Genomic DNA, 15,210 nt, shown 5'->3' with positions numbered 1-15,210 from the left:
GGGGCGGCGGGCGGCGGGCGGCGGACGACCGTCGACCGGGCCGCCGCCGCAGCGAGCCGTTGCCCCGTCAGCGCTTGGCCGGCTTCACCTTCCTGTCGACGCCGTTCACCCGAACGGTGACGTCCTTCCGGTTCCGTGCCCGGTCGGCCACGATCCTGTAGGACGTCACCTTTCCGTTCCGCCACTCACAGCTGACCTCGTAGCCGCCCCGGGCGCGGAGCCCGGTGAAGGATCCCTCCGCCTTCCAGCCGTCCGGGAGGGCGGGCAGCAGGTCGATGACTCCGCCATGGCTCTGCAGGAGCATCTCCGCCACGGCGCCCGAGATGCCGAAGTTGCCGTCCATCTGGAAGGGCGGGTGGTTGCAGAACAGGTTCGGCAGCGTGTTGTAGGTCAGCAGTCCGCGCAGCATGATCTGGGCGCGCCGACCGTCACGGAGGCGGGCGAAGAGGGCCGCCCGCCAGGGCCAGGTCCATGAGCGGCGGCTGTCGCCCGAGACCGTCGCGGCCGTGAACGGGACGCCTTCCTTCTCGCCGCACCGCGCCTTGAGGGAGACGAGGGCCGCGGCGGCGAGGTCGGGCGTCTGCGGGGTGATCTGGCGGCCCGGGTAGACCGCGAAGAGGTGCGAGGTGTGGCGGTGGATGTCGTCGGGGCTGTCGATGTCCTCCTGCCACTCCTGGAGCTGGCCCCACCGGCCGATCCTGTTCGGCGCGAGGCGCGCCTGCATGTCCGCGACCTTGGCCCGGTACGCGGGATCCGCCTCGAGCGCCGCCTCGCAGTCGAGGTAGTTCTGGAACAGGTCCCAGATGATCTGCTGGTCGTACATGACGCCGTCCGCGCGCGGCCCGTGCTCCGGGGACCAGCCGTTCGGTGCGACGAGGAGTCCGTCCTCACGCTCCTTGAGATGGTCCTCCCAGAACTCGCAGATCTCCTTGATCATCGGGTAGGCGACGGTACGGAGATAGGTCGGATCCTGGGTGAACGCCCAGTGCTCGTAGAGGTGCTGGGCGTACCAGGCGCTCGCGACGGTGTTCCACTCCCACGAGTTGCCGCCGAAGACGCTCTGGCTGGTGCGGGCGGTCCAGCCGCGTGTGTCCTGGCCGAAGGCGTTGCGGGTCGCCACCCGGCTCGGCACCGCCACCTGCTCGACGAACCCGACGAGCGCCTCGTGACACTCCGACAGGTTCGTCGTCTCGGCTCCCCAGTAGTTCATCTGGACATTGATGTTGGTGTGGTAGTCGGAGGCCCAGGCCGGCTGGTTCTGGTCGTTCCACAGGCCCTGGAGGTTGGCGGGCAGGCCCTTCGGCCGGGAGGAACCGATCAGCAGGTACCGGCCGTAGTCGAACATCGTCTGTTCGAGTGTCGGGTCCTCCCCGCCCGCCGCGTATCGCGCCAGCCGGGCGTCGGTGGGGAGCGCGACGACGGCGGCCGGGGAGGTGCCCCAGGCGACCGAGACACGGTTCATGAGGGCACGCGTCTCGGCGATGTGCCGGGCGCGCAGCTTCTCGTAGGGGCGGGCGGCCGCCTTGTCGAGCGTCCGGTCCACGATCGGTTCCGGAGCGGCTCCGCGCCACCCGGCGGCGGCGTCGAGCCGGTAGTCGGTGCGGGCGTCGAGGAACAGGGTCAGGGTCGTGCAGCCACTGAACCTCAGCACCGCTCCGTCGGCGCTGAGGTCGCCGTCGGTGTGTACCGCCTGGACGGTGCAGGCGTGCTTGAGTCCATTGCCCATGACACCGCTGAAGCCGATCCGCCCGGCGCCGGCGTCGACGGTCGTCGGGGCCCGGTCCTGCGCGGATGTCAGCGAGATCGCCCCGGAGAGTCCCTCGGCGCTGTCGGACGTGTACCGGAAGACCATGACGTCCGCGGACCGGCCGGCGAAGGCCTCCCGCAGGACGCGCTGTCCTGGCGCCCCGAAGCGGGTGACGTGGAGACCCTCGACGAAGTCGAGGGTGCGCCGGTAGTCGACGATGCTGCGCTGGGCGCCGGTGTCGAAGCCCGTGCCCGCCAGTGCGATCTCCGCGATCTGGCAGCCGGTGGAGGACGCGCCGGGGATCAGGGTGAGCCGGTAGACGCGGTAGGCCGTGCTGTTGGTGAAGGAGAAGGTCCGGCTCTCGCCGCGGCCGGCGAAGGGCGCCCCCGGGTTCCGCGTGTCGAGGGTCGTCCAGGTGGTCCCGTCCTGCGACGCCTCGAGCGTCCACTGCCGGGGGTCGTCGCGCGGGCGGTCGGGGGCCGCCGTCAGCGTGTACGAGGTGACGACGGCCGGGCGGGGCAGGTCGGCCTGCCAGGCGACGGCGGGTGCGGTGCCGTCGACCCGCCAGACGGTGGCCGGATCGCGGTCCACCGAACGTGAGATGTCCGTGCCCCTGGTCCCGGGCCGGGCCACGGATCCCTGCGAGTGCCCGCTCGGCGACGACAGGTAGACCGAGGTGTCCCCGCCGAGGTCCACGCCGGCCAGGCCGATCTCGCTCACCTGGAAGTGGCTGACGCCCGCCTTGGGAACGAAGTCGAACCGGTAGAAGCGATAGGCCGCGCTGTGGGCACTGGTGAATTCCCTGGTCTGGAAGCGGCTCTCGAAAGGCGCCTCCAGGGTGCGGCTGTCCAGGGTGGTCCAGGTGGCGCCGTCGGCGGAGCCGGAGAACGTCCACTCCTGCGGGTCGCGCTGCGGCACGTCGTTGGCGCTCGTCAGCCGGTAGGAGGCGACCACGACGGGGTCGGGGAGTTCGACCTGCCACCGCACCTTCGCACCGGGCCCCTCGATGCACCACTTGGTGCTCGATTCGCCGTCGTACGTCTTGTCGACGCCCTCCGAGGGGGAGGAACTGTACGGTCCACCCGGGGCCGTGACCGTGGGCTTCGGACGGGAAGCGAAGGTGACGACGAGGTCACCGAAGTTGCGGTACGAGCCGAAGCCGGTCATACCGGTGTCGAAGTCGCTGTCCGGCTTGCCGGCGAGAGCGTTGTCGTAGTTGTTGACTCCGCCCCACAGACTCTGCTCGTTGAACTGGATGCGCTCCTCGTACGGATCGGCGAAGAGCATGGCGCCGAGCCGGCCGTTGCCGATCGGCAGGGCCTGCGACTGCCAGTCCGCGGCGGGGACGGAGTACGTCAGCGCCTTGCGCGACAGGGTCGGCCACTGGATGCCCGCCGCCGCGTGGGCCCCGGCGGCGACGGCCTGCCCGGTAGGCGTGGCACCCGTCAGCTGAGTGGCCAGTGGCGCGACGGCGAGAGCACCGCCGAACTTGAGGATGCTTCGTCTCAGCGGTTGGGATTCATTGATCACAGCAAGATCTCCCGGCCCATTCATCGGCTCTTTCACGGAGGGAGGAGCGGCCACATCGACATCTGCCGAGGGCCTTGTCGTCGTCAGCCATCTTCACGGCAAGATAGATCGGATGTCTAGAGGCGTGACTAGCCGTCGGCTGACGGCCCGTCCGCGTCGACCCAGCTCGAGCTCGCCGCGAGCCAGTGCTCGACGGCGGCCACATGGACCGTCGCGGCGGAGACGGCCAACAGTGCGTCACGTGCCCTCAGCGCGCGGAGGATCTCCTCGTGTTCCGCGTGCGCGCGCTCCACGGCGCGCCGTGCCCGGCTGCCCCGCACGATGCGGACCCGCTGGGTACGGGTGGACAGGACGCGCAACAGCATGGACAGCACGGGGTTGCCGACGGCTTCGACGACGCGCAGGTGGAACGCGATGTCGTGGGCGACGAACTCGTCCACCGTGGCGGCCGCCCGGGACCGTTCGAGGATGGCGCCGAGTTCCTCGAGGTCCTCGGAGGTCAGCAGGGTGGCGGCCAGCCCGGTCGCCGGCGGTTCCAGCAGTCTGCGCACCTGGAGCAGTTGAAGGGCGGTCCGCCCGTGCGAGACGTCGGCGGCGAAGGACATCGTCTCGAGCAGGAGGTGCGGCTCCAGGCTGGAGACATAGGTTCCGTCGCCCTGCCGGGTGACCAGGATGCGCATGGCGGTCAGCGCACGGACCGCCTCGCGCAGCGAGCTTCGGGACAGACCGAGCTGACCGGCGAGCGCATCCTCCTTGGGCAGTCGGGAGCCGGGCGCGAGTTCGCCCGCGACGATCATCGCCTTGATCTTCTCCATCGCCTCGTCCGTCAGTGCCACGAGGGGCGCCTCTCTGTCCCGAAGGAACACGGCGGGGCTCCAGGCGGCCCCGGAACGAGCCCGCTCGACGCCCCGGGTACCGCGTCTACTCCTGCTTCTCGCCGGAGGCGAAGCGGGAGATGATCAGCGCGACGATGATGATCGCGCCGTTGAGGAACTGGTTCCACAGCGGCGGTACGCCCGCCAGCGTCATCACGTTGACGACCAGCTGGAGGGTCAGCACACCGGTGAGCGCGCCGAACACCGAACCCTTGCCGCCGTTGAGGCTGACGCCGCCGATGACGGTCGCGGCGAAGACCTGGAAGATCCAGCCGCTGCCCTGGGTGGCGGAGATGGAGCCGTAGTGACCGCTGTAGAGGATGCCGGCGAAGGCGGCGAGCAGGCTGCCGATGATCAGGACGACCCACACGATCCGGTCGACCCGGATACCGGCGGTCCGGGCGGCCTCCGCGTTGCCGCCGATCGCGTAGAGCGCCCGTCCGTGCCGCAGCCAGGCCAGTGCGCAGCCGCCGGCGGCGAACAGCGCCGCGCAGATCCAGATGGCGGCCGGGACGCCCAGCCAGGAAGCCTTGCCCAGATAGGTGAAGGAGGGGGGCAGATCCACGATGGACTGGCCTTCGGAGAGGGCCACTTGGAGTCCGCGCAGCATGGTCAGCCCGCCGAGCGTGACGATGAACCCGTTGAGGCGCAGCTTCAGGATGAGGAAGCCGTTGAGGGCGCCGATCGCCACGCCCACCAGGAGACAGAGCGGGATCGCCGTCCACTGCGGAAGGAGCCCCAGGCCGTTGAACCGGCCGCCGCTGGTGGGCAGGACCAGCCAGACGGCGATGACCGGCGCCACCCCGATCGTGGACTCCAGGGACAGGTCCATCCGGCCGACGATCAGGATCAGCGCCGTGGCGAGGACCAGCAGGCTCAGCTCGGTGGACTGCTGGGCCACGCCGATGAGGTTGTCTGAGGTGAGGAAGGCCGGGGAGACGATGAACCCGATCAGGCCGAGGACCAGGATGGCCGGGACCAGGGACAGTTCACGGAAGCGGCCGAGATCGAGTCCGCGCCGGGTGCCCTTGGCGGTCGTCTGCCCCACGCTCGCTGCGGGGTCGGTGACATCGGTGGTGGCGGACATGACTACCTTCCGTGCTCTTCGGTGTCGGCTGCTGCGGGGGTGCCGGCGACGCCCTCCATGGCGGCGACCATCTGTTCGTCCTTCCAGCCGCGGTCGAACTCCGCGACCACGCGTCCGTGGAACATGACCACGACCCGGTCGCACGCCCTGAGGTCGTCCAGTTCGTCGGAGACGATCAGCGCGGCCTTCCCGGTGTCGGCGACCCCACGGATCCTGGCGAGCAGGAACTCCTTGGACTTGACGTCCACTCCGTTGGTGGGCCGGATGGCGACCAGGACATGGGGGTCTGTGGCCAGGGCCCGGGCCACGACGACCTTCTGCTGGTTGCCGCCGGAGAGCGCGGAGACCGCAGTGCCCGCACCCGGCGTCTTGATGTCGAGATCGCGGATCATGCGCTGGGCGAAGGTCCTGGTGCGGGCCGGCAGGACGGTACCGAACGGGCCGAGCTGGTCGGTGACGGTGAGGGTCGCGTTCTCCGCGACGCTGCGATCGTGGACGAGGCCCTGGACGTGCCGGTCCTCCGGCACCAGACCGACGCCCGCGGTGAGGGACGCCGGGACACTGCCGGTACGGACGGTCCGGCCGTCGACCGAGATCCTGCCTCCCTCGGCGCGGTGCAGTCCGGCGACGGCCTCCCCCACCTGGACGTTGCCGCTGGCCGTCGCGCCCGCGAGGCCGACCACCTCACCGGTGCGGACGGAGAGCGACAGGTCTCGGCAGGTGCCGGTCAGGGTCAGCCGGTCGACGTCGAGGAGCACCATGGCGCCGGCCGGGGAGGCCGTCCTCGCCTCGTCGGCACCCGTCGTCCTGGCGGACTCGCCGGTCATGGCCTCGACCAGCTCGTGCTTGTCGAGTCCGGCCACCGCCGCGGTGCGGATGTGGGCCGCGTCGCGGTAGACGGTGACCGTGGTGCACAGGTCGTAGACCTCTTGCAGGTGGTGGGAGATGAAAAGGAAGGCGACACCCTGTCGTTGGAGGTCCCGGAGCTTGGCGAAGAGCCGGTCGATTCCGCGGGCGTCCAGCTTGGCGGTCGGCTCGTCCAGGACGATGAACCGGGCGCCGAAGGACAGGGCTCGTGCGATCTCGACGAACTGCCGCTGTTCCACGGTGAGATGACGGGCCCGGACCGTGGGGTCGACGTCCACTCCGTACTCGCCGAGGAGCTGCTCGGCGCGCTGCCGCAGGTCCTTCCAGCGGATGGGGCGCAACGCGGCGTCGCTCTGCCGGTTGAGGAAGAGGTTCTCGGCGACGGTCAGATCCCCGATGATCGTGGACCGCTGGTAGACGCAGGCCACCCTGGACCGCCAGGCGTCGATGTCGCCGAAGGCGGGCGCCGGTTCGCCGGAGAAGCGCAGGGTGCCGGTGTCGGGCTGCTGAAGTCCGGTGAGGACGGACACGAGCGTCGACTTGCCCGCGCCGTTGCGTCCGACCAGGGCGTGCGACTCGCCCTCGGCGATGGTGATGCGGGCGTCGCGCAGGGCGACGGTGGCGCCGTACCGTTTGCTGATTCCGGTCGCCTCGGCCACCGGGGCGCGGCTCACGGTGCCGGTCGCCGGGGCGGTCGCGGAGTCCGCCATGGTGAATACCGTCCTTCTGGTCCGGATGCGGGGGTACGGGCGGGAGGCGGAGGGGTCGGAGGGACCGGGTGCGCCGGCCCCTCCGCGTGCCTGCCGCCGGGGCCGGTGGCTAGCCGACGTTGTTGCCCCACAGCGTCTTGTCCTCAACGTTGTCCTTGGTCACCAGCGGGGCGGGCAGCTGGTCCTCGAGGCCGTTCGGGATCTCGATGATCGTGGAGTCGTGGTCGGTCTTCCCCGCCTTGAAGGTCTTGCCGTCGGCCGCCGCCTGGGCGTAGTACAGCGCGTACTTGGCGTAGAGGTCGGCGGGCTGGGAGACGGTCGCGTCGATCTGGCCCTTGCGGATCGCGTCGAACTCCTGCGGGATGCCGTCGTTGGAGATGATCGAGATGTGTCCCTTCTGGCCGGCCGGCTTGAGCAGGCCCTTCTGCTCCAGCAGGGCCAGGGTCGGCTGCAGGAACACACCGCCCGCCTGCATGTAGATGCCGTTCAGGTCCGGGTGCTGGGCGAGCAGGCTCTGGAGCTTCGCCGAGGCCACGTCGCCCTTCCAGTCGGTGGGCAGCTCGAACACCTTGATCTTCGGGAACTTCTCCTTCATGCAGGCGGCGAAGGCCTCGGAGCGGTCGCGCCCGTTGATGGAGTCGAGGGCGCCCTGGAGTTCGGCGACCTTGCCCGTGCCGCCGAGCTGCTTGCCGAGGAACTCGCAGGCCTTGGTGCCGTACGCCTTGTTGTCGGCGCGTACGACCATGTAGACGTCACCCTTGTCGGGGCGGGTGTCGACACTGACCACGGGGATCTTCTTCGAGGCGAGCGTGTCGAGCGTGGAGGCGATGGCACCGGTGTCCTGGGGGGCCATGACGATCGCCTTGGCGCCCGTGTTCTGGAACACCTGCACATTGGCGACCAGCTTGGTGACGTCGTTCTGCGAGTTGCTCAGCGGCAGCGCGTTGACGCCGTCGGCCTTGACGTCCTTCTTCACGTAGTCGGCGTAGGAGTTCCAGAAGTCCGAGTCGGAGCGCGGCAGGTCGATGCCGACGGCGGGCTTGTCCGCACCGCCCGCGGCACCCGAGCTGGTGCTCTCGCGGTTGCATGCGGTGACGAGGGCGAGCGCCACGAGGACGGTGCCGGCGGCTGCGGCGGCGGAACGGGTGCGAGCGAGCTTCATGGCCGTGTGTTTCTCCTTAGCCAGGGCAGGGCGGTGCGCGGCGGCGGCCGAGGCGTCCGCGCCCGGTGGGCGGAACGGGAACTCGAACCGTGAAGGTGGCTGCCGAAGGCATGCGCGGACCGTGCCGGCGGGGACGGGATGAGGGTGAAGAGGAGGGCCGAGAAGGCGGTACTGAACAGCCGAGAGAGCCAGCGAAGCTGATTCCTCCGATGTATCCGGGACGACGTGGACGTTACGACGGCGTTGCCGACGTTGACAAGAGTCCGTCCCCCAACGATTTCCGCGGCAGCGCCCCGCATACGGCCACCAGTCCGATCGACGACCTTGGGCCCCTCTGTTCGACCGGTTCCGAGCTGGTCTTTTCCTCCGCCGTCCGCTCAGGACGCGACAGGTCCCGGAGTTCACGATTTCGACATGGTCCCGCTCTCGGAGACGGTACCCGGGGGCGGTCTGGGCCTCCGGCGCCACCGCGACGGGCGCACGGAGCGCCTCGGCGGTGGGGGCCGTCACCGCCGAACGGAAGAGGCCGCCGATCCGTCTCGCGACGCATTCGGCGGAAATTCGTCCGATGGGCCACGCCGGCCCCGCGAGGCCTCCCCGGCGAATGCGGACAAGTCCCGGTGCGGTTTGGCGATATCGACCGGGTCACGCCGGATACATCCGAGGACTGCATTGCCCAGACGCTTGAGAGCCTTTACAGTCACGGAGTCGTCATTCCTCCGATGAATGCTGGTCGAGTCCAGACCGTGCGCGTGATCGGGCCGGTGACCTGCGCGAAGAGGCCTGCCCTGCTCGCCCGGCAGCTCTTCACGGCACGGGGGCGCACTCGCGGACGAAGCACCCATGGCAAGGGAGTTGCTCAGTGAAACTGCTACGCGTCGGCCCCCCGGGAGAGGAGCGGCCCGCGGTCCGCGTCGACGACGACCTGCTGCTGGACCTGAGCCCGGTGACCCCCGAGATCGACGGCGCCTTCCTCTCCTCCGGCGGTGTCGACCGGGCGCGCGCGGCGGTCGAGGCCGGCGCTCTGCCGGAGCTCGACGCGGAAGGCCTGCGCGTCGGCGCGCCCGTCGCCCGGCCGGGAAAGATCGTCTGCGTCGGTCTGAACTACCGCGACCACGCCGCCGAGACCGGGGCCGCGATCCCGGCCCGTCCGGTGGTCTTCATGAAGGACCCGGGCACCGTCGTCGGCCCCCGTGACGAGGTGCTGGTCCCGCGCGGCTCCCGGAAGACCGACTGGGAGGTGGAACTCGCGGTCGTCATCGGACGGCGTGCCCGCTATCTGGCGGGGCCCGAGGAAGCGCCGGGGGTGATCGCGGGATACGCGGTCAGCCACGACGTCTCCGAGCGTGAGTTCCAGCTCGAGTACTCGCCGCAGTGGGACCTGGGCAAGTCCTGCGAGACCTTCAACCCGCTGGGCCCGTGGCTGGTCACCGCCGACGAGGTCGCCGACCCGCAGGACCTGGGACTTCGGCTGACCGTCAACGGCGTCAAGCGCCAGCACGGCCACACCCGCGACATGATCTTCCCGGTCCACCACCTCGTGTCGTACCTGAGCCAGTACATGGTTCTGGAGCCGGGTGACGTGATCAACACGGGTACGCCCGCGGGTGTGGCCCTCGGCCTGCCCGGCACTCCCTACCTCCGTCCCGGCGACACCGTCGAGCTCGAGATCGACGGGCTCGGCGGCCAGCGGCAGACCTTCGGCCAAGCGTGAAAGGCACCCCCTTGTCTGCAACTCCCGCCCGGATCATCTCGGTCGACACGCACGACATCCGCTTCCCCACCTCGCGGGAACTGGACGGCTCCGACGCGATGAACCCGGACCCCGACTACTCCGCCGCCTATGTGGTGCTGCGCACCGACGCGGGCGACGGTCTCGAAGGGCACGGCTTCACGTTCACGATCGGGCGCGGCAACGACGTCCAGGTCGCGGCGATCGGCGCCCTGCGCCCTCATCTCCTGGGCCGTTCCGTCGAGGAGCTGTGCGCCGATCCGGGATCGCTGAACCGCGATCTGATCGGCGACAGCCAGCTGCGCTGGCTCGGCCCCGAGAAGGGCGTCATGCATATGGCGATCGGGGCGGTGGTGAACGCGGTGTGGGACCTCACCGCCAAACGGGCCGGGCAGCCGCTGTGGCGTCTGCTCGCCCGCGCCGACCCCGAATGGCTGGTCTCCCAGGTCGACTTCCGCTACATCGCCGACGCCCTCACCCCCGAGGACGCCCTCACCCTGCTGCGGGACGGACAGGCCGGGCTCGCCGAGCGCGAGGCGGCCCTGCTGGCGCACGGCTATCCCGGGTACACCACCTCGCCGGGCTGGCTCGGCTACTCCGACGAGAAGCTCACCCGACTCGCCAAGGAAGCGGTCGCCGACGGCTTCACCCAGATCAAGCTCAAGGTCGGCGCCGACCTGGCGGACGACATCCGGCGGCTGCGCACCGCCCGCGCCGCCGTCGGTGACGGCATCCGTATCGCCATCGACGCCAACCAGCGCTGGAACGTCGGCGAGGGGATCGAGTGGGTCCGGGCCCTCGGGGAGTTCGACCCGTACTGGATCGAGGAGCCCACCAGTCCGGACGACATCCTCGGCCACGCCGCCGTCCGTGCGGGCGTCGCGCCCGTGAAGGTCGCCACCGGTGAGCACGTCCAGAACCGCATCGTCTTCAAGCAACTGCTCCAGGCCGGCGCCCTCGACGTCCTCCAGATCGACGCCGCTCGCGTCGGCGGCGTCAACGAGAACCTGGCGATCCTGCTGCTGGCCGCGAAGTTCGGGGTGCCGGTGTGCCCGCACGCCGGCGGTGTGGGGCTGTGCGAACTGGTGCAGCACCTGTCGATGTTCGACTACCTGGCCCTGTCCGGCACCACCGAGAACCGGGTCATCGAGTACGTCGACCACCTCCACGAACACTTCGTCACACCGGTGGTGATCCGCGACGGCCACTACACCGCGCCGCTGTCCCCCGGCTTCTCCGCCGCGATGCACCCCGGGTCCCTCGCCGAGTACCGCTACCCCGACGGCACGTTCTGGGCCGCCGACCTCGCCGAAGGGAACGCGACCTCATGACCGGCCTCTCGGGTCTCAGGGCTCTCGTGACCGGCGGCGCGTCCGGCATCGGACTGGCCACGGCAGGGCTGCTGGCCGAGCAGGGCGCCCGGGTCGCCGTACTCGACCGGGAGCCCGCCGGGGTGCCACAGCCGTTGCTCGCGCTCCAGGCCGACGTCACGGACGACACCTCGGTACGGGCCGCTGTCGAAGAAGCGGCCGGGCGGTTCGGCGGCCTGGACATCCTCGTCAACAACGCGGGTATCGGTGCCGCCGGAACCGTCGAGGACAACCCGGACGAGCAGTGGCACCACGTCCTGGACGTCAATGTGATCGGCATGGTGCGCACGACCCGTGCGGCCCTGCCGTATCTGCGGCGCTCGTCCCACGCCGCCGTGGTCAACACCTGCTCCATCGCCGCCACGGCGGGCCTGCCGCAACGCGCCCTGTACTCCGCCGGCAAGGGCGCCGTGCTGTCGCTGACCCTGGCGATGGCCGCCGACCACGTCCACGAGGGCATCCGCGTCAACTGCGTCAACCCCGGCACCGCCGACACCCCCTGGGTGGCCCGGCTGCTGGACGCCGTCGACGATCCCGAGGCCGAACGCGCGGCGCTGCACGCCAGGCAGCCGATGGGCCGTCTGGTCACCGCGGACGAGGTCGCCGCCGCCCTCGTCCACCTCGCGAGTCCCGACGCCGCCGGTGTGACCGGCACGGCCCTGGCCGTCGACGGCGGTATGCAGGGACTCCGGCTCCGCCCGGCCGCCGGGTCATGAGAACCGGTCGGCTCGGTGGCACCGGGTACAGGTCACCGCGTCGGCGTGCGGCGGCACCGCGAGGGGCTGCCGGACCCGGACACCCCTGCCCCTCATCGCTCAGCCTGTGGAGGCGTCGGCCCTCGCCCTCTCCCCCGGCTCGGCCGCGGACACCGGAGCTCGTGGAGCGGTACCGGACGGTGGAGCGGCAGAAGTCGGGGATGCGGTACCGGTCGGCACGGTGAGTACGGCGAGGCAGCCGACGACCAGGGCGATGCCGGTCCAGCCGAGCAGGGGCAGGCGTTCACCGACGACCACCACGGCGAGCACGGCCGCGACGGCGGGTTCCAGCAGCGAGAGCGTGGTCGCGGTGCTCGCCGGGACGTGTGCCAGGCCCCAGCCGAACAGGACGTATCCGGTGAACATGGGGACCAGGGCCATATAGGTGCCGACGGCCGCGTTGGACCAGGAGCCGAGCAGCGGGGCGCCGGTGGCCGACAGCACGGGCAGAAGCAGCAGGCCGCCCAGCCCGAAGACGGCACCCATGGCCGCGCCGGAGGTGACCCCGCGGCTGATCAGACGATGGGCCGCCCACGAGTACAGGGCATAGGTGAAGCCCGCCACCAGGCCCAGCGCCACGCCGAACACGGTCGTCCGCACCGAACGGGCGCCGGGGCCGGAGTGCGCCTGGGCCGCTTCGGCCATGCACAGCAGAACGGTTCCCGACAGGCCCAGAGCGGCGCCGGTCATCCAACGGCGCGTCAGACGGCGTTTGTCCATCACGCGTTCGATCAGGGCCGACGCGAGAGGGGCCGAGCCGATCGACACCACGGTGCCGGCGGCGACCCCGGCCAGGTGCATGGAGGTGTAGAACGCCAGCGGATAGGCCCCCACCGCCAGCGCGCCGAGCACGACCACCTCGCGCCGCGCGCGCAGCGCGGACATCTCCCGTGCGATACGAGGGGCGGCCACGAGGGCTTGGAGGAGTCCGCCCAGGCCCATGGCGGCGGCCCCGATCGCGAGGGGTCCCACGGCTGGTGCGAAGGTCGCGGCGGTGCCCGTGGTGCCCCACAGCACCGACGCCACGAGCACGCACAGCGAGCCCGTGCCCACCGAGCCGACCGCGGGTCCGGCGGACCGCGTCACAGCCGGTCCAGCAGGTTCGCCGCAATGGTCCGCGCATGCTCCAGCCGCGTGCCCGCGCCCTCCAGGCCGGCCCGTGCCGTCGCGCCCTCCAGCAGGAACGACAGATGCTCCGCCAACGCTTCGGCCTCCTCGGGCCGGTCGGGCAGGAGTTCCCGGAGATGCCCGGAGAGCAGGGACTCGACCTCCTCCTTGTGCCGGCGCACCACGTCCCGCCCCTCGTGCCCGGCGGGCAGTTCGGCAGCCGCGTTCAGCAGCCCGCACCCCCGAAAGCCGTGCTCGTAGGCGAAGGCGGCGTGATCGGCGTACGCGTCGAAGACGGCCAGTACGCCGCCGCGACCGTCCCGGACCTCTTCGAGCCGCCGCCGGTACAGGCCCAGCCACTCCTCGTGCCGCGCGTCGAGGTAGGCCATCACCAGGTCGGCCTTCGAGGAGAAGTTGTTGTACAGACTCATCTTCGCCACACCGGCCTCGGCGGTGATCGTGTCGATCCCCGTCGCCGACACGCCGTCCGCGTAGAAACGGCGCGCGGCGGCGGCGAGCAACCGTGCGCGCGCCTTGCCGGGCCCCTTCCCGGGCGCCTTGCCGGGTCGCGACGCGGCGGTAGGGGTGTCACTCATTCCGTTCCCTCCCAGATTCTAGGTAGGTCAGTCTACCTAGAACGGGGCTCGCTCGACGTGCGGTACTTGTTGCCGAACCGATCCCGGCGGCGGTGCGTGATCGAGGTTCACGGGGCAACCGGACAGGGAGCGATCGCGCGACGAGGGAGCGTCAACGTCATGGGAACCACCGTCCACGTCCCTCAGACCCGGGACATGATCGGGGAGGAACTCTCCGGAGACGAAGCGTTCACCGCGCTGCGCCACTACGGAGGGCTGCGGCTGCTGACCGACTCCTTCGCCCGGTTCCGCTACGCGGACGGCTTCACCAACGCGCGGGCGCTCGCCTTCCAGGTGGTGCTGGGCCTGGTGCCGTGCACCGTGGCGCTCGTCGGGCTGGCCACCTCGGTGCACACGGAGGGCGTGGGCCGGATCATCGAGCTGACCCTCGGCCGGATCGTGCCGGGAGCCAGCGCCGGCATCGTAGAGGACGCCTTCGACGGGACGCGGCGCAGCGCGCACGGCGACGCGTGGAGCACGCTCGCCCTCTGGCTCGGGCTGGCCTTCGCACTGCTGAACCTCGCCTCGGCCATGGGACAGATCGAGCGGGGCGCCAACCGTATCTACGGCATCGAGCGCGACCGCTCCTTCCCCCGCAAGTACGGCCGGGCTCTGGTCCTGGCGCTGTCGGCCGGTCTGCCCCTGGGGCTGGGGTTCGTCGTACTCGTGGCCGGCGAGGCAGTCGGCGACGCGATCGCGGACACCGCGGGGTGGGAGGGCGGTGGGCCGCACTGGTGGGGCGTGCTCGACATCCCCGTGGGACTCGCGCTGGCCTGGGTGGCCTCCGCCGTGATCTTCCGGTGGTCGCCCCGTCGGAGGCAACCGGGTTACACCTGGCTGGCCTTCGGCTCCGCGGTCCATCTCCTGCTGTGGATCGCAGCCACGTGGCTGCTCGCCCTGTACGTCGAGAAGAGCGGTGCCTTCGGCGCCCTGTACGGGCCGCTCACCGCGTTCATCGCCCTGCTGCTCTGGGCCAACCTCACGGCCGTCGCGCTCTTCCTCGGCATCGCGTTCGCCGCGCAGCTCGAAGCGGCCCGGGCCGGCGTCGAATCCGCCGTGCGGCCGGACCCCGGCCCGGGGGCGTGACGCGCCGCTTCACGCCCTCCGCCCAGGTCGGCCGCCCGTCGCCCGACCGCCGTCGCCCGACCGCCGTCGCCCCCTGTCGCCGGTGCGGCCGGCGTGTCAGCGACCGCCTGCCGCCGCGGTCACCGTCGCGGGATCCACACCGGTCAGTTCCACGATGCGGTGCGGGGGCACGCCGGCGGCCAGTGCCCGCCCGATCAGCTCGTCCCTGCCGTCGGCACTGTCGCGGTAGGCGAGCAGCTCGTCCTCGACCCCGGCGTGCGCCCCCGGCGCCATCCGATGCCGCACACGGCTCAGTTCCTCCTCGCTCAGCGGGACCGGCAGCCGTTCCGCTCCCTCGGGAACGGCCGTCCTCTCCTCCGGCGGCACGAGTCGCAGACGGGGGGACGTCGCCGTGCTTCCCTGTGCGTTCAGCCACGCGCGTACCGCCGTGGTGTCCATGCAGGCGAGGTCACCGACGGCGGCCGGAGCCACCCCGAGCGTCACGTCGGCGTCGTCCAGCAGAAACAGGTAGGCCTCGTCGGTCATGCTCGGCTCCTTCTCGACGGGA

Annotated in this window: 12 protein-coding genes; 4 read left to right on the top strand and 8 right to left on the bottom strand. The window is 70.9% G+C overall.

The features are described 5' to 3' along the window. Positions 1 to 67 precede the first annotated feature (67 nt). The 5 genes from OG736_RS40920 to OG736_RS40900 form a co-directional block, all read right to left on the bottom strand. The gene (locus OG736_RS40920) at positions 68 to 3,277 is read right to left on the bottom strand and encodes a glycosyl hydrolase family 95 catalytic domain-containing protein (protein WP_327186958.1); all 3,210 of its coding nucleotides are present in this window, start codon (positions 3,275 to 3,277) and stop codon (positions 68 to 70) included. Positions 3,278 to 3,405: 128 nt separating this feature from the next. Next, positions 3,406 to 4,113, bottom strand: coding sequence for a FadR/GntR family transcriptional regulator (locus OG736_RS40915; RefSeq protein ID WP_327186957.1), 708 nt, complete (start codon positions 4,111 to 4,113; stop codon positions 3,406 to 3,408). 85 nt (positions 4,114 to 4,198) lie between these two features. Next, positions 4,199 to 5,239: an ABC transporter permease gene (locus tag OG736_RS40910; protein WP_327186956.1), complete on the bottom strand. Its 1,041-nt coding sequence runs from the start codon at positions 5,237 to 5,239 to the stop codon at positions 4,199 to 4,201. A gap of 2 nt (positions 5,240 to 5,241) precedes the next feature. Further along, positions 5,242 to 6,816, bottom strand: a complete 1,575-nt coding sequence (locus OG736_RS40905; RefSeq protein ID WP_327186955.1) for a sugar ABC transporter ATP-binding protein — start codon at positions 6,814 to 6,816, stop codon at positions 5,242 to 5,244. Between the two features lie 109 nt (positions 6,817 to 6,925). After that, on the bottom strand, positions 6,926 to 7,978 hold the full coding sequence (locus tag OG736_RS40900; protein ID WP_327186954.1) for a sugar ABC transporter substrate-binding protein: 1,053 nt from the start codon (positions 7,976 to 7,978) through the stop codon (positions 6,926 to 6,928). Positions 7,979 to 8,840: 862 nt separating this feature from the next. Here OG736_RS40900 and OG736_RS40895 point away from each other — a divergent pair. From OG736_RS40895 to OG736_RS40885, 3 genes are read left to right on the top strand one after another with little or no spacing between them, the layout of a single operon-like run. Next, positions 8,841 to 9,692, top strand: coding sequence for a fumarylacetoacetate hydrolase family protein (locus OG736_RS40895; RefSeq protein ID WP_327186953.1), 852 nt, complete (start codon positions 8,841 to 8,843; stop codon positions 9,690 to 9,692). Between the two features lie 11 nt (positions 9,693 to 9,703). Further along, positions 9,704 to 11,041 carry an L-fuconate dehydratase gene (locus OG736_RS40890; RefSeq protein ID WP_327186952.1) on the top strand — a complete coding sequence of 446 codons (1,338 nt, stop codon included), beginning with the start codon at positions 9,704 to 9,706 and terminating at the stop codon, positions 11,039 to 11,041. Then, positions 11,038 to 11,796 (top strand): SDR family NAD(P)-dependent oxidoreductase, encoded by a 759-nt coding sequence (locus OG736_RS40885; protein ID WP_327186951.1) that lies wholly within the window; start codon positions 11,038 to 11,040, stop codon positions 11,794 to 11,796. Before OG736_RS40890 ends, OG736_RS40885 begins: the two co-directional genes overlap by 4 nt. 99 nt (positions 11,797 to 11,895) lie before the next feature. Here the strand turns inward: OG736_RS40885 and OG736_RS40880 are convergent, their stop codons facing one another. Both OG736_RS40880 and OG736_RS40875 read right to left on the bottom strand, forming a co-directional pair. After that, on the bottom strand, positions 11,896 to 12,921 hold the full coding sequence (locus OG736_RS40880; RefSeq protein WP_327186950.1) for a DMT family transporter: 1,026 nt from the start codon (positions 12,919 to 12,921) through the stop codon (positions 11,896 to 11,898). Next, the gene (locus tag OG736_RS40875) at positions 12,918 to 13,538 is read right to left on the bottom strand and encodes a TetR/AcrR family transcriptional regulator (RefSeq protein ID WP_327186949.1); all 621 of its coding nucleotides are present in this window, start codon (positions 13,536 to 13,538) and stop codon (positions 12,918 to 12,920) included. The genes OG736_RS40880 and OG736_RS40875 overlap by 4 nt, the downstream gene beginning before the upstream one ends. A gap of 159 nt (positions 13,539 to 13,697) precedes the next feature. Between OG736_RS40875 and OG736_RS40870 the strand changes: the two genes are divergently transcribed. Further along, complete coding sequence (locus tag OG736_RS40870) at positions 13,698 to 14,663, top strand: YihY/virulence factor BrkB family protein (protein WP_327186948.1); 966 nt, start codon at positions 13,698 to 13,700, stop codon at positions 14,661 to 14,663. Between the two features lie 96 nt (positions 14,664 to 14,759). Here the strand turns inward: OG736_RS40870 and OG736_RS40865 are convergent, their stop codons facing one another. Continuing rightward, entirely contained in the window at positions 14,760 to 15,188 is a 429-nt protein-coding gene (locus tag OG736_RS40865; RefSeq protein ID WP_327186947.1) for a DUF6003 family protein, read from the bottom strand. Positions 15,189 to 15,210 lie beyond the last annotated feature (22 nt).

It is taken from the genome of Streptomyces sp. NBC_01334 (assembly GCF_035983595.1).
Lineage (GTDB): Bacteria > Actinomycetota > Actinomycetes > Streptomycetales > Streptomycetaceae > Streptomyces > Streptomyces coriariae.
The sequence above is the reverse complement of the archived record's forward strand: the minus strand, read 5'-3'. Positions and strand labels throughout refer to the sequence as shown.